Raw genomic sequence first — 15,591 nt, forward strand, 5'->3', positions numbered from 1 at the left:
CGCAAAAAAATCAGACCCAAAAGGTATTGAATTTTAAACAACTACAACGCAAATGGAGCCGGGTAATTCTCGAATTTGCTCAAAATTGTACCGTTACGCCCAAAGTGCCGGGGCCAAAGTTCAGGTTCCAGCTGGTTCGCTTATCCTGATGGTTGTACTTTTCATTGTATTTTCGGTCGAGGTATCGGTCGATCGATTCGACCGTGGCCACACTGATGGCCATGGCAAAAACAAAATCACTGACCCAATGCTGGCCGTCCCAAATGCGCGAAATGCCCGGAATGGCGCCAATGGTGTATATGCCGGCCTTGACCCACGGACTTTTGAACTGCTTGCCTATGGCGTAGGCGTTCGTAAAGGCCAAAAGGGCATGCCCCGAGGGAAAGGAATGGAAATTTCTACTCGAATTAAAGGGGTCGAATGTATCTTTGCCCAATTCGGCGATCGGCCTTGCCCGGCCTACCGCCGATTTAAGGACTTGTTGAAGGAAACCGGCGGAGGTAGCGGAAGAAATCAGCAATACCCCGGTACGCCTTAATTTTTCGTTTTTGGTGATGAGTCCGGTCAGGTAAACCCCCGATGTGACGATGTAATTGTTTTGGGGACTGCCGTATATTGTACCGTAGGAGCGAATGAATTTCGGAATGCTTTCTTTCTGGTTTCTAATAAACCTCGAGGTTTCCTCGTCGACCAGGTATGCGGCTCCCGTACCTGCCACTACGCCGCCAAACTGCGCCCATTGTTTGCCCTGCCAGTGAAAAGGTTGGGCATAGGAGAAGCCCACTCCCTTGAACATATTGACAAAATCGTATTTGAACATGGCCCATCGTTTATCACTTGGTACCGTAATCGTATCTTGGGCAAGACCGGTGTTAAAGACCGCACAGCTGAGAAGAACAAATATTTTTTTCATTAGGGCCATTTATGGGCGTTGGCAAAAGGAAGGGTTCGGGTTAAGCACCCCAGTCCGTTTTGACAACTGGGGCAAAGATAGGTCGATATAACTATTTGACTAGGCTTCTGGGGGTAAAATTCAGGGGCCTTAGGTGTGTCGGTGTTCAGAAAAAGAGGTCTTGGGCCAGGCGATAGGTGTTGGCATGGGCATTTACAATGGTTCGTAGGTCGGGAGAATACCCACCGCCCATACTGCATTGAACGGGGATCTGATGTCTTTGGCAGGTTTGAAGTACCAACTCATCCCTCTGTTTGCACCCGTTCACGGTTAAGCCCAGGGTTCCCAATTTATCGGTTTCGAGCACATCGACGCCGGCCAGGTAGAAAATAAAGTCGGGGCGTACCTGATCGATAAGTTGGGGCAATGTCTTTTTTAGGATGTCCAGGTATTCCTGGTCCCCGGTTCCTTTTTTTAGGGGGATGTCGAGGTCCGATTTCTCCTTTTTAAAAGGGTAGTTGCTTTCGCCGTGCATCGAAAATGTAAAGACGGACGCATCGCCTTGAAAAATTTGGGCCGTGCCGTTGCCTTGGTGCACATCGAGGTCGATTATCAATATTTTTTTGGCCAAGCCCTTTGATTGAAGGTACCGTGCCCCGATGGCCTGGTCGTTCAACATGCAAAAGGCCTCACCGTGGCCGGTATAGGCGTGGTGGGTGCCGCCCGCGATATTGAAGGCAATGCCTTGGTCGATGGCCAATACACAGCTTTTTATGGTGCCGTCGGCGATAATACGCTCGCGTTCGACAAGGTCTTCGCTTAGGGGAAAACCTATTTTTCGGGCTTCGCGCGGGCTCAGTTTAATGTTCATGAGGTCGTAGAAATATTCCGGATCGTGTACGGCAACGATATATTTATCATTGGGAAGGGCGGGTTCGAAGAAATTATCGGGTTCGCAGGTGCCCTCGTGCAACAGTTGTTTGGGCAAGAGCTCGTACTTTACCATGGGAAAACGATGTCCCTCGGGTAGGGGATGGTTGTAAATAGGATGATAGGCTATTTTAAGCATACGGCAAATATAGGGGGCGATAGGTACGCCCAGAAGGGGTTGATCCCATTTTTCCGGCCTATTTGTGCAGCTTTAATTGAATCCGCTTTCGCGGAACGTCTACCTGCAATACCTTTACCATGATCTGTTGGTGAAGGTGTACGTGCTCGTTGACATCCTTTACAAAGGTATCGGCAAGGTTGGAGACGTGTATCAATCCGCTTTCCTTGATGCCAATGTCCACGAAGCAGCCGAAATTGGTAATGTTGTTCACTATGCCGGGCAGCAATTGGCCTTCCCTTACATCTTCAATGGTTTTAATGTTCTGGTCAAAAGTGAAGACCTTGGCCTTTTCCCTTCGGTCGAGGCCCGGTTTTTCGAGCTCTTGAACAATATCCTTTAAGGTGGGAATCCCAATGCTTTCAGAACAGTATTTATTTAAATCGATGCCCTGCAATACCTCTTTGTTTCCGATCAGTTCCGATACATGTAATTTTTGGTCTTTGGCAATTTGCCTTACGATCGAATAGCTCTCAGGGTGTACGGCCGAATCGTCGAGCGGATTGTCGGCCTCCTTGATCCTCAAGAAGGCTGCGCCTTGCTCAAAGGCCTTATCGCCCAAGCGGGGCACTTTTTTGATGTCGGCCCTGCTCTTGAACGGACCGTTTTCGTTTCTGTAGGCCACGATATTTTCCGCCAGTTTGGGGCCGATTCCCGAAACGTAGCTTAACAGGGGCACACTGGCCGTATTGATATTGACCCCAACCGAATTTACGCAGCTTTCCACCACGCGATCTAACGAGCTTTGCAGTTTGGTTTGGTCTACATCGTGTTGGTATTGGCCTACCCCAATGGATTTGGCGTCGATTTTGACCAGTTCGGCCAAAGGGTCGGCCAGGCGCCTGCCGATGGAAACGGCGCCCCGTACCGTTACGTCGTAGTTCGGAAACTCTTCCCTGGCAATTTTCGATGCCGAATATATCGATGCCCCGGCCTCGCTTACCACAAAAACCTCTATAGGGTTTTTAAAGTGGATGCGTTTGACCAATTGCTCGGTTTCGCGCGATGCCGTACCGTTGCCTATGGCGATGGCCTCTATTTTGTACGCATCGGCCAAGGAACTCAATTTTTTGATGGCCTCTTTGGCCTTGTTCTGGGGAGGATGCGGGTATATGGTTTCATTGTGTTCCAGTTCGCCTTGGGCGCTTAGGCATACCACTTTGCAGCCCGTCCTGAAACCCGGGTCAATGGCCAGGATCCTTTTTTCTCCCAAGGGAGCCCCGAGCAATAGTTGTTGCAGGTTTTTTGAGAAGACCTTAATGGCCTCGTCGTCGGCCTTTTCCTTGGCTTTTTTTAACAGCTCGTTCGACAATGACGGAAACAACAGTCGCTTGTAGGCATCTTCTATCGCTAACCGAATATGGTCTGCACATGAATTTTCCGATTTGATTACCCGTTGTTCTATTTTCGAGAGCAGGTAGTCGGAGTCGATATCGAGCCTTACCCTGATAAAACCCTCGTTTTCTGCCCTTAGAATGGCCAGTAGCCGGTGCGAGGGACACCTTTTCAGGGCTTCGCTCCAATCGAAGTAATCGCGAAACTTCTGTGCGTTTTCATCGTCCTTTTTCGAACTGGCCACTTTTGTGGTTATCATGGCCGACCTTTCGAGTTGGGCCCGAACCAGGTTACGGATAGATACCCGTTCGTTGATCCATTCCGAAATAATATGGCGGGCCCCTTCAAGGGCCGCCTCTTCATCGGGAACGTCGTTGCCAAGGTATTTCGACGCTACGGATCCGATATCCCTATGGTTTTGGGCCATGATCATTTTGGCCAAGGGCTCGAGTCCGTTCTTTCTTGCGGTCTCCGCCTTTGTCTTTCTTTTTTTCTTGTAGGGCAGGTAAAGGTCTTCCAGGCTTACCAGGTCTTCCGTTTGGTCGATCTTGTTCCGTAGCTCGGCCGTCAGCTGACCTTGCTCTTCAATGGCCTTGAGAATGGTCGCTTTTCGTTTTTCCAGGTTTTCGAACTGGGCCTTTTGCTCTACGATGGCGCCTATTTGTACCTCGTCGAGGTTACCCGTCTTTTCCTTTCGATAACGGGAAATGAAGGGAATGGTACAGTCTTCGTTCAGCAGTTCTACCGTGTTGCGAATATTCTTTTCAGGTAGCTGGGTGTGTTTTACGAGGTAGGGGATAAGTTGCATGAACAGGGTGGTTTAAGCGAAATACATGGTTTGTGCCGCTGTTGGTTATATACCGGGACGAAGGGAGGAAAGCTAGCTTATTCCCTCCCCGTTGCCGACACCGTCTTCATCGGGGTTGACAAAGACCAGTTTGCCATCGCTGTTCTCCGTCATTAGGATCATTCCCTCACTCTCAACGCCGCGTAGGGCACGAGGGGCCAGGTTGACCAAAACGGTCACTTTTTTGCCCACTACCTCTTCGGGGGAAAAACTTTCGGCTATGCCCGAGACAATAGTGCGCGTATCGAGGCCCGTATCGACCTTCAATACCAGTAATTTTTTGGTCTTGGGCATTTTTTCGGCCGCTACGATGGTGCCTACCCGCATATCGAGTTTGGTAAAATCGTCAAAGGTAATGGTCTCCTTTTGGGGCATGGGCGTTTTGTTTTCGTTTTCGTTCAATTTTTTAGTGGCCTGTAACTTATCGAGTTGTTTTTGAATTTCGGAATCTTCGATTTTTCTAAAAAGAAGTACCGATTTGTTGATTTGATGCCCAGGTGCCAGTACGATATCCTGTTCCGCGATATCCTTCCATTTTATGTGGTTGTCCGTTGCGGTGCCCAGGTTGACTATTTTTTTGAGCTTGGCCGAAGTAAAGGGCAAAAACGGCTCGCTGAGTACGGCAAGGCCCGTAGCGATCTGAAGCGCGACGAACATAATGGTTTTTACGCGCTCTTCGTCTTGCTTGATTACCTTCCAGGGTTCTTCGTCGGCCAAATATTTATTGCCCAGGCGGGCCAGGTTCATCAATTCCTGACCGGCTTCCCTGAAGCGGTAGCGCTCGATGGAATTTGAAATGGTCTGCGGAAAACCGTGCAATGCCTGCAGGGTTTCCTTGTCTACCTCGGAATAATCGCCGGGAGCAGGTACTTCGCCACCGTAGTATTTGTTGGTGAGCACCACGACGCGATTGATGAAATTGCCCAATATGGCAACAAGTTCGTTGTTGTTTCTCGCCTGAAAATCCTTCCAGGTAAAGTCGTTGTCCTTGGTTTCGGGCGCATTGGCCGTGAGGGTATAGCGCAGAACATCCTGCATGTCGGGAAACTCCTCTAAATACTCGTGCAGCCAAACCGCCCAGTTCTTGGAGGTGGAAAGCTTGTTGCCTTCGAGGTTCAGGAATTCATTGGCCGGTACGTTGTCCGGAAGTATGTAACCGCCGTGGGCCTTGAGGATGGACGGAAAGATGATACAATGGAAAACGATATTGTCCTTGCCTATAAAATGCACCAGTTTGGTATTCTCGTCCTTCCAGTAGGGTTCCCAGTCCTTTCCTTCCCTTTCGGCCCATTCCTTGGTCGACGAAATATAGCCGATCGGGGCATCGAACCAAACGTAGAGCACTTTGCCCTCGCCGCCTTCGACGGGCACGGGAATGCCCCAGTCGAGGTCGCGGGTTACGGCACGGGGTTCGAGCCCCCCGTCGATCCAACTTTTGCATTGGCCGTAGACGTTGGGCTTCCAGTCGCCCTTATGTCCTTCCAATATCCACTCCCTTAAAAAGCCCTCGTACCGGTCGAGCGGTAAAAACCAATGTTTGGTCTCTTTGGTGGTAGGGGTGCTTCCGGTTATCGTCGATTTGGGGTTGATCAGGTCCGTGGCGTTCAATGACGAACCACAGTTTTCGCACTGGTCGCCATAGGCCTCTTCGTGTCCGCATTTGGGGCAGGTGCCTATGACAAAACGATCCGCAAGAAACTGCTTGGCCTCTTCGTCGTACAGTTGGGCCGTGGTTTCTTCGATAAAATCGCCTTGTTCGTACAGTTTTGTAAAAAACTCCGATGCCGTTTTGTGGTGCACCGCCGCCGAGGTTCGGGAATAGTTGTCGAAAGTGATGCCGAAGTCTTTAAACGACTTTTTGATGATGGCGTGGTACTTGTCGATTATTTCGGTCGGGGAAACCCCTTCTTTCTTGGCTTTCATCGAAATGGCCACCCCGTGCTCATCGCTGCCACAGACAAAGGCAACGTCTTTGCCGGTCAATCTCAAGTATCTTGCATAAATGTCCGCCGGTACGTACACGCCTGCCAAGTGCCCGATATGGATGGGGCCATTGGTATAGGGCAGTGCCGCGGTAATCGTATAACGGGAAGGATTCTTCTTTGTTTCGGCCATCGAATTTGAATTTGGCCACAAAAATAGTGTTTTTAGGGGCAGTGCGCCAAGGAAAGTTAAAAAAGCAAAAACCCTTGAAAGCTATTTGCCGACAAGGGTTCTGTCATAGAATTGAAGGTTAAGTTCAGGCAACCATTACCGATTTGCTCATCTTACGGTCCTGTACCTGAATTCGGTATATGTATTTCCCTGCGGCGAGATAGCCGGGCATACTCTCCTTTATGTTGATTTCATTGGGTCCTTCGCTCATTATGGCATTGCGTATGGTACCTACGTTTTGCCCTACGATATTGAACAGCTGGATATCTACGTGGGCCGTTACCGGCATTTCCAGATAAATATGCGGACTGTCCTCGGTGGGGTAGTAGGGTTTATGGACGATGGCGTTCAATTGCTCGTTATTGGGTACCACGGGCTCTTCTGCCTGTCCGTCGGGAGTTGTCGGAATAGTGGGTTCCCCGTCGCTGTAGACGATATCCGGAAAATCGGTTCCGCTACAGTTAAAGCCCAGGTTTACAGGTGCGTACGGATGGTTCAACAGATGTTGCTCTACCAAGGGAATGGGCACGCAGAGCCACTCGGCCAAAACCGTGGCGTAGAGGTCCCTAAAATCCATGGTGTATTCGAGGTTGCCACGCCCATCTGGGTTGTCCAAGGTCGGGTGTTCGCCCACGAAGGCACTTCCGTTAAGGCCTTTCCCGAAGAAAAGGGTCGGTGCGGCCTTACCGTGATCGGTGCCGTTCGATCCGTTTTCGAAAATACGCCTTCCAAATTCGGAGAAGGTCATGCTCAGTACTTTATCATCTTGTTCGGTAAAGGCCAGGTCTTCGTAAAAGTGGTTTACCGCAATGGATAGGTTGCTCATCAGCCTTTCGTGTACCAAGGGTTGGTTGCCATGGGTATCGAAGCCCGATAGCGAGATCATATAGACCTTGGTTCCCAGGTTGCCTTTGATCAATCGGGCCAAGAGGGCCAATTGCCGCGCAAAGCTATTGTCTTGGTATTCGACCTGGTTTTGGCCGCGCGCCCAGGCTTCGTGTATTATGCCCGAATATTCGTAGGTGGTATTGGCCACCCCGCGGAGAAACCTCAATTGGTCGCCGTACATACAGTCGTTGAACAGCGTTTCGTCGAGGCCGTAGCGTACGCCCGTTTCGGCAATTTCCTCGAGCTGGTCGACATTTGAGGTCACGAAGGCGTAATTGGTCTCTTCCCCTTGAAATACCAGGCTTCCGAACTGTCCGATTTGAATGGCGGCGGGGGCCGGGGGCGGCGATATCAGGTAATCGGGGTATTCTTCCTCGAAGTACCTTCCCATCCACCCTGTATTCAATCCCTTAAAACCGGTGGTGGTCAGGTCGGTATTGGCGAAAATGTCGGAACCCGTAAAATGCGACAGGCTCTGGTTCTCGTAGCCAACGCCGTGAACGGCCTTGAACTGCCCCTCGTCCCAAAGGGCCTCCAAAGATTTCATGTACGAGGGTACACCGTATTCGTCGGTCAGCTTCAATACCTTGCTTTCGGGAATATAGATATTGGGCCGGGCATTCGCATACGCATCGAATTGTTCTATGGGGATGACGGTGCTGAGTCCGTCATTGCCTCCGGCCAGCCGAATAAGGATAAGGATGTGGTCGGTTTCGGAACCGGCGATGGCAGCGGTCAATGGCGATGGTGCCGATGCAGTAAGAAAGTTACTGCCGAGCATCATCGAACCGGAGCCCGCAATGCCCAAGGCCTGTAAAAAGGAGCGACGGCTCCATGTCTTATGTTCCAGGTCGTGGCCGTCGTGTTCGAGGCCTTTATAGGGTGATGTATTGTGGGTATCGCACATAGCTGTAGGTTATTTAAGTTGAAACTCGGGTTGTCTGGCCAAATATTGCAATAAGAGGTATACCTGCGACGGACCTTCCATTGAGGTCATCAAGGTCCATGAGGGGTTTGTTCCTCCCTCGTAGTACTGTTCCTGAACGTCGCTTCTGAACACGGTATAGGCTTTGTCGTATTCCGCATCGTTCAGCAAGCCCTTGGGTAGGATAAAGTCGATGATCGCCCGGGCGATGATATCGGGGTTGTTGCTGTTCATACCGTCGTCACCGGTAAGCGAAAGCCCGAAATCCCTGAACTGTTCCTCGTCTTCCTCAAAAAGTTGTTGGAGGATGCTTTCTATCGACAACCACCTTCCGATCATAAAGTTGGTGTTGATCCATGTGCGGTCGCGCTGCCAGCCGTTCACATCAAAGGGATTGAACAGCTCTTGGCTGAGCATACTGCAATAGTTGATCATACTGGCCACCATGGTGTCGTCGTATGAAAAACTGGTTTCCTTTAAAAAATTGAAGTAAAAGTCGAAGGGACTCTTAATGATGACGCCGATGGCCTCATCGTCAAAAAAATGTTGACTTTTGAAAAGCTCGGACAGTACGGGTACGATTTCAAAATCATTGGCAATGAAGGTTGCCGACATTCCTGAAATAATCGCCTGTGCATTTCCGGCTGCGTCATTGGAATCGGGATGTACAAAAAATTCATAAAGCTTGGTGCAGATGAACCGGGCGATTTCGTTGGGGCGCTGTTCGAAAAGGATGTCGATGACATCGTCGTAGCCCCAGTTTCCGGTCTGGCCGAAAATCGTTTTGCTTCCCGCATCGAAACGGTCTTCCCTGAAGGTTACCTGTTCACAGCCCAGTTCGCCTCGTTCCACGTAGCCCGATAGCGCCCTTGCCGTTTCGATAATGTCCTGTTCCGTATAACCGTTGCCCTCGCCCAAGGTAAATAGTTCGTAGAGCTCGCGGGCGTAGTTTTCATTGGGGTTGTTTCCGTTGTTATAGGCGCCATCCAAATAATACAGCATGGCACTGGTAAGGCCGACCTCGCTCACAAAGGTTTTAAAATTGCCCAGGGAATTGCGCTGTAGGCAGTCTATATAATGATAAAGAAAGGAGTTGCAATCGTAGACCTCGAGTTCGGTAACAAAATGGTTGCTCCAAAAGAAGCTGAGGCGCTCCCTTAGGTTGTTGTTCAACATTTGGTTGGCATAGCCCACGCTGAATTCCTGGCGTTGGGTCCTGATCAACGAATTGCGCTGATCGTCGTCATCGGGGTAGTCGCTTCGGTTCCAATCGGCCCAGACGGGAGCTGGTATCGGGGGGGCGGCCAGGGCTTGGGCAATCAGGGTATCAACCAAGGTTCCGGCAGTTTGGCCTTCGGCCTGGTCAATGGTCTGTACCGAGGCACTAAACCCCAATCTTCTGTATAGATGTGCAGCCTTTGACCTGTCTAGAGGTGCAGTATACGGCGCCAGAGAGGCCGTATTACAGTTGATAAAGTATTCCATAATTTTTAGTAGGCTTTAAGAACCGTTTATGTGTTTGGGGTCAATTCTTAACGTATTCCTATATGGTATAGTATGATTTGTGGTCAATTTTCGATGTATGGCATAGTAAACTACGGGGGCGTATTCAATTTTAGGCGTTAAAAGGAGCTACTTTTCGACGAATTGCTTATTTTTTTAAGAGTTTAGACGCTTTTTCTATGGGAAAACATAACGAATTCGGAAAGGAAGGGGAGCAGATCGCCATAGATTTCTTGGTGGGCAAGGGCTATGAAATTGTTGAAAAAAACTACCGTTTCCTTAAGGCCGAGGTCGACATCATCGCCAAGAAAGAGGACGTTTTGGCCATTGTTGAGGTGCGCGCCCGAAGCAACGACCAAATTATACCCATTGCCGAAACCATTACTCCCAAAAAAATCAAGCTTTTGGTGGCCGCTGCCGACCACTACGTCAATGAGAACCATTTAGAGGTAGAGGTGCGCTTTGATGTAATTACCATCTTAAAGAACAAGAAAATCTTTAAAATAGAGCATCTTGAAAGCGCTTTCTACCACTTTTGAACCTCCTTCGGCGGAAGGGAAGGGGAGTCGACATTTTTGTTTTACAAACAATTTGTTTTATTTGTAACAATATGTTATTTTTGCCTCAAACCAATCATAGAACAAATGAAAACGATTTCATCCGTCGTAGAACAGTACATCAAAAAAAAACCGTTTTTACAAAGTGCTTTGGCACAAGGTATTATTAACCTGACCTCTTTGTCGCGTATCGTCAAGCCTGAAATTGAGGATGAGTTGGGCAAGGATATTCGAAATGGGGCTATTGTCATGGCGCTGAAACGATTGTCCGATGATTTGGAGTTCCGTGCTACGCATAAGATCATCAAGGTCTTGAAGAATATCGGCGAGATTACGGTACGTTCTTCATTGACCGATTTTACCTTTTTTGTATCCGAATCCATTCTGGAGGTCCAGGCCCAGCTTCTTGAAGAGGTCAACAAGAACAAGGATGTATTCTACACGTCCTCCAGGGGGGTGAACGAGTTGAACATCGTGGTCAGTAATAGCCTTGACCAAACGGTTGAAACCTTGTTTCATGAGGAAAAATGTACCCAAAAGGCAGAAAATCTTTCCTCGATTACGGTAAAACTGCCTGCAGAGAACGTTTCGGTTCCCGGGATCTACTATTTTATCTTTCAACGCTTGGCCTGGGAGGGCATCGTTCTTTACGAGGTAATCTCTACGACCAACGAGTTTACCATTCTGGTCGACGACGATCAGGTCGATGTGGCCTTTAAGACGATAAAGGACCTAAAGACGCTGTAAGTTGTTACCTTCTTAAAAGTTCCACCACTTCCTTATCGCTCTTGGGCTTGGCTATGATATGTTTTTTAGAGTCGAGCAAATAATAGGTAGGAGTCTGGTGAATGTCATATAGGGTAGCGTAGTCGCTTTCCCATTTGCCCAATGCTATGGCATGCTCGAAACGCGGTAGTTTCGCCGATTCGGGGGTCCACGTGGTTTTATCGTCCTCGAGGCCTATCGCAACGACCCTGATTTTTGACTCGGGGTAGTCTTTTAATTCCTTGTGCAATAGGGGAAGCTCCTTAAGGCAATGCGAACAGGTGCTGCTCCAAAAGACGAGAAGGTAGTTGTCCGCTTTTTCGAGTGTACTCAATTTTCTTGTCGCACTGCCCTCTTTCCATTCCATGTCGGGCGCCAAGGCCCCTATGCGCAGGCGATGTTCGATGGCGACTTCCCTTGCCTTGTTGGGGTCTTTCGATGCCGCGGCCAGCGATTTCAAATAGGTGTCGTAGATGAAATCGGTGGTTTCGTTAAAGCCACTCTGCGAACTCATTTTCCACAGGTTGTGAAAAACATCGAATTTATAGGCGTCGGCTACGGGGGCCAGTTGCTTAGCGACCGTCCTTATGTTATCTTGAACGGCCTTTTCGGTCTCGTTAGAAGACCTGGGCGCTGCCGGCAAGGCCGTAAAAACATAGTTTCTCAACTTGTCGGACAAGAAGTCGGAGGCCTGCAACACTTCGTTGTCTACCTTTAAATGGTCGAAATAATGTTCCTTTTTATGGGCGACATAGTCTTGGGCCGATTCATATTTCGCGGGGATGTAGGGCCTGTTCGCCCTTATGAAGTTTTGCACCATCAGGTTTTCCGACCGTTTTTCATAGGCCTCCTGGGTCGCCCTTAGTTGCGCCGTACATTTCTCGAATTCTTTTTTGTCCGATTTCCCTTCTATATAAAAATCGATCAATTGTCCGATCAGTTTACCTATATCGTGAAAATAGGACGTCATTACCATGTTTTCCTCCGAAGCGGTAAAATGCACGCCGTTTTTGGCGTCAAATGACAGTTCGATGTCTTCCTTGCCGTTGTAAATGACATCAAAATAGAACTCGTCTTGAGGAACGGCATATACCAAACGATACATTCCCTTTTCGGCGTTGGCAGGTATTTGCAGTGAAAATTTTCCATCCTTGATCTTGGTGCCGGCAATGAAGGATTTTGAGCCTGCCTTTAGCCGATAGGCCAATAAATAGTTGTAGGTATCAGCCGGGGAAAAGCTTCCAGAGATACGATGTTGGGCCCGTCCGAAGAGGGCCAAAAGCAGTGCGGATGCCAGCAGGATTTTTTTCATGTTCTAATTGCTCATGGAATGACACTGCAAAAGTATCGGTTTTGGGGCGAAACCCTAATCTTTTATCGCGTTTTCATTTGCCGAACGAAAGGGTTCGGGCGCACAGCAATCTTGTGTGCCGCCTACCTCCACCGAAGATGAACCAAATACCTTTATGGTAGATTTGATAAAATCTTCTTCGTTGGCCTTGTAGATGTTCTCTACGTATTTCTGCGGATTTCTGTCGATATACGGAAACCAGGTGCTGTGGATCTGTATCATAATGCGATGGCCCTTTTTAAAGGTGTGCAGCACATCCTGTAACCTAAAGTTGATTTCGCTTACTTCGCCCGGTACAAAGGGCTCGGGCTTTTCGAAACTGTTTCTGAACCTTCCCCTGAAGACTTCGGCGCGAACCAATTGTTGGTAGCCGCCCATGACTATATTGTCAGGATTGTGGTCGTAGTTTTCATGGTCGTAGGGGTATACATCGATGAGTTTAACGACAAAATCGGCATCGGTCCCCGTCATGGCCACTTTGAGCTTGGCCATGATCTCGCCGGCCACCACACGGGGTTCCTGTAAGGGCTGGGTTTCAAAAGTCAGCACATCGGGCCTGCGCGAGGCGTGCCGTTGGTCGTCTGACATGTATTTTCGGGGCGTAAAGGTAAGCCCTTCGGTCTGTGAGGTGTAAGGTACCGGTTTGTTGGGGTCGCTGGTATACTCGAAAAAAGTATTTTCGTCAACGGCTTCGTTGATTTTCAACGTTCCGTTCTTGCCGAAACGCAAGCTTAGGGGCTCGATGTGCTTAGGAGGCCATTCGTCAAAGGTTTTCCACTCCTTCGATCCGGTATCGAACATGTAGGCTTCCGGAAGGGGTTCGACCTCCTTGCCCTTTAGGTGGTGGGCAAAAAAATTACGTTCAATTTCCCTAAGAAAGAACGTCGAGATACTATCGCCAAAATAGATGTGGTTGTGAACGGTCTTTCCTTTTTCACGTGCCCATCCGCCGTGGTCCCACGGGCCCATAACAATGGTGTTGTTGGCCTTGGGGCTGGTTGCTTCCACCGTTTTGTAAATATTCAATGGTCCGTAAAGGTCTTCGGCATCGAACCATCCGCCTACGGTCATAACGGCATGGTCGATATCCGTGAGATGGGGAAGGATGTTCCGCTTCTGCCAGAACTCGTCGTAGTTGGGGTGTTCGACCACCTGGTTCCAAAAAAAGTTGTCGTGATGGTATTTTTTGGTGATGTTCTTTAAGGGCCCCATTCGAAGAAAGAAGTCGTAGGCATCGGGCGCGGGGTCGGCATAGAGGCGCATCAGCTCATCGCGGTACCAAGGATCTCGGGTAAGGCCGTCCTTTTGGTAGCCGAAAACGGCAAATGCGGCCGTATAGCTTTGTAGAAAGGCGCCTTGGTGGTGAAAGTCGTCAAAAAAGAAATCGGCAATGGGGGCCTGGGGCGAAGAGGCTTTTAAGGCCGGGTGGGCGTCGATCATACCTGCGGCGGTATAGTGACCGGGGTAGGATATGCCGTACATACCTACCTTGCCGTTGTTGCCCTTGATGTTCTTGACCAACCAATCTATGGTGTCATAGGTATCCGAACTTTCGTCGATATCCTTCTTGTTCCTTCGGTTGTTTCCGGGGATGTTGGGCCGCATATTGTCAAAGGTGCCGCCCGACATGTATCGGCCCCGAACGTCTTGGAAAACCAATATGTATCCGTCTTCCACCAAGTATTTTGAGGGATAGCCCTTGTATTCGTAGTTCGTGTATTTGGAAGCGTTATAACAGGTGCGGTTCAAAAGTATCGGATACTTTTTGGAGGTGTCCTTTGGGGTATAGACGACCGTAAAGAGCTCAACGCCATCACGCATGGGAATGCGATACTCTTTGAGGTCGTAATTTTTTTTGAGGTAAAGGGTGTCTATTTCCTGCCCACAGGAAACGGAAACGATAAACAAGAACAACAAAAAGGTGATTCTACGAATGCGCATGGGTCAATAGTTTGAGTTAGTAGGTCAAAGATAATCAATTACCGCTTTTGACCGGACCGTAGATCGCTTCCCTAAAACCCCTGTGCAGGCCTATGGGGTCGTAGGGGAACAATTGGACAAAAAGTACGGCGGTCAGCTCGTTGACCGGGTCTACCCAAAAAAGGGTACTGGCGGCCCCGTCCCAAAAGAACTCGCCCACCACACCATTGTTTTCATCGGTTGTTGCCGGAGGGGCGATGCGAACCGCAAAATCGATCCCGAAACCGACCTGGCCCTTACTGGGCAGAAAATGGCGTTCGGTGACGCTGTCGGGCAGGTGGTTGGTGGCCATTAATCCAACGGTCTCGGGTTGTAAGACGGTAGCGGAATCGAGGTGGCCCCCGTTGACCAACATCCGGGCAAAACGCATATAGTCGTCAAGGGTAGAGGTGAGTCCCGACCCGCCACGGGTCAGGGGCCATTTTTTCAGGTAATTGTCATAGGTAAGGGTATCGCGTTCAAGTACCCCCTCACCTTGTCGGCGGTAGAGGGCGGCAAAGCGACCCCGGTCTTCTTCGGGTATAAAATACCGGGTATCCCCCATGTCCAATTTGTCTAGAACGTGTTCGCGCACGTACGCTTGGTAGGGCACCCCCGAAATGCGTTCGACCAAAAAGGCCTGTACATCGACACAGGGGCCGTATAGCCATTGGGTTCCGGGCTGGAACTGTAAGGGTAGTTTCCCCATTTTTTCGGCCATTTGCGCCAGGGTATTGTTTCGGTTCAGGGCATCGGCCTCCCTGACCATGCGGCCCAAGGGACCGTCGCCCGGCACGGCAAAACCGGCGGTATGTCGGGTGATGTCCCTAATACTGATGGGGCGGTGCGGTTCGCTCAAGATGGGATTTCCGGAGGCATCCTCGCCTTCATATACCATCATGTCGGCAAACTCAGGGGCAAATTTCGACAAGGGGTCGTCCAGTTCAAACTTACCCTGCTCATAAAGCGTCATCAGGGCCGTGCCGGTCACCGGTTTCGTCATGCTGTAAATTTGCACGATCGTGTTTCGGGCCATCGGTTTTCGGGCCTCGCGGTCGGCATAGCCAAAGGCGTTGAAATACACCTCCTTGTCTTTTTCAAAGATCAAGGCCGAAACGCCGGCAATGTTTCCGGTATCTACAAATTTTTTTAAGGTAGAATCTATTCGTTGGGCCACGGCCTCGGTAACTACCGAGGGAGGATCGGAGCTAACTTTGGCGGTTGGCGTTTTGTTCTCCTTGCAGGCCTGTACGAACAGTACGCCGGTCAAGGCCAAGGTGATAAGTTTTGTTTTCATGGCTCGTTGT

General features: G+C 49.6%; 11 protein-coding genes. 2 read left to right on the forward strand and 9 right to left on the reverse strand.

Translation table 11 applies throughout. The annotated features are described in order from the left end of the window. Positions 1-79 precede the first annotated feature (79 nt). The 6 genes from BUB37_RS04080 to BUB37_RS04105 form a co-directional block, all read right to left on the reverse strand. Positions 80-913, reverse strand: a complete 834-nt coding sequence (locus BUB37_RS04080) for a phosphatase PAP2 family protein (RefSeq protein WP_244526724.1) — start codon at positions 911-913, stop codon at positions 80-82. Between the two features lie 145 nt (positions 914-1,058). Then, positions 1,059-1,961 (reverse strand): histone deacetylase family protein, encoded by a 903-nt coding sequence (locus BUB37_RS04085; protein ID WP_072988860.1) that lies wholly within the window; start codon positions 1,959-1,961, stop codon positions 1,059-1,061. 58 nt (positions 1,962-2,019) lie between these two features. Then, positions 2,020-4,143, reverse strand: a complete 2,124-nt coding sequence (locus tag BUB37_RS04090; RefSeq protein ID WP_072988862.1) for a Tex family protein — start codon at positions 4,141-4,143, stop codon at positions 2,020-2,022. A gap of 72 nt (positions 4,144-4,215) precedes the next feature. Beyond that, the gene (gene metG / locus BUB37_RS04095) at positions 4,216-6,297 is read right to left on the reverse strand and encodes a methionine--tRNA ligase (RefSeq protein ID WP_072988865.1); all 2,082 of its coding nucleotides are present in this window, start codon (positions 6,295-6,297) and stop codon (positions 4,216-4,218) included. Between the two features lie 124 nt (positions 6,298-6,421). Next, positions 6,422-8,131, reverse strand: coding sequence for a DUF1501 domain-containing protein (locus tag BUB37_RS04100; protein ID WP_072988869.1), 1,710 nt, complete (start codon positions 8,129-8,131; stop codon positions 6,422-6,424). 9 nt (positions 8,132-8,140) lie between these two features. Continuing rightward, the gene (locus tag BUB37_RS04105) at positions 8,141-9,634 is read right to left on the reverse strand and encodes a DUF1800 domain-containing protein (protein WP_072988872.1); all 1,494 of its coding nucleotides are present in this window, start codon (positions 9,632-9,634) and stop codon (positions 8,141-8,143) included. A 197-nt stretch (positions 9,635-9,831) separates the two neighbouring features. On the opposite strand from BUB37_RS04105, the gene BUB37_RS04110 reads away from it, so the two are divergent. Then, the gene (locus tag BUB37_RS04110; RefSeq protein WP_072988876.1) at positions 9,832-10,191 is read left to right on the forward strand and encodes a YraN family protein; all 360 of its coding nucleotides are present in this window, start codon (positions 9,832-9,834) and stop codon (positions 10,189-10,191) included. A 105-nt stretch (positions 10,192-10,296) separates the two neighbouring features. Further along, positions 10,297-10,956 carry an aspartate kinase gene (locus BUB37_RS04115; protein ID WP_072988879.1) on the forward strand — a complete coding sequence of 220 codons (660 nt, stop codon included), beginning with the start codon at positions 10,297-10,299 and terminating at the stop codon, positions 10,954-10,956. 4 nt (positions 10,957-10,960) lie between these two features. On the opposite strand, the gene BUB37_RS04120 is transcribed toward BUB37_RS04115, so the two are convergent. Genes BUB37_RS04120 through BUB37_RS04130 form a run of 3 tightly spaced genes read right to left on the reverse strand, consistent with a single transcriptional unit; the run spans position 10,961 to position 15,581 of the window. Then, positions 10,961-12,286 carry a TlpA family protein disulfide reductase gene (locus BUB37_RS04120; RefSeq protein ID WP_072988883.1) on the reverse strand — a complete coding sequence of 442 codons (1,326 nt, stop codon included), beginning with the start codon at positions 12,284-12,286 and terminating at the stop codon, positions 10,961-10,963. Positions 12,287-12,340: 54 nt separating this feature from the next. Then, positions 12,341-14,266 carry a CocE/NonD family hydrolase gene (locus BUB37_RS04125; RefSeq protein WP_072988887.1) on the reverse strand — a complete coding sequence of 642 codons (1,926 nt, stop codon included), beginning with the start codon at positions 14,264-14,266 and terminating at the stop codon, positions 12,341-12,343. A gap of 34 nt (positions 14,267-14,300) precedes the next feature. Continuing rightward, entirely contained in the window at positions 14,301-15,581 is a 1,281-nt protein-coding gene (locus BUB37_RS04130) for a serine hydrolase domain-containing protein (protein WP_072988891.1), read from the reverse strand. Positions 15,582-15,591 lie beyond the last annotated feature (10 nt).

Origin of the sequence: Pseudozobellia thermophila (assembly GCF_900141855.1) — a bacterium.
Lineage (GTDB): Bacteria > Bacteroidota > Bacteroidia > Flavobacteriales > Flavobacteriaceae > Pseudozobellia > Pseudozobellia thermophila.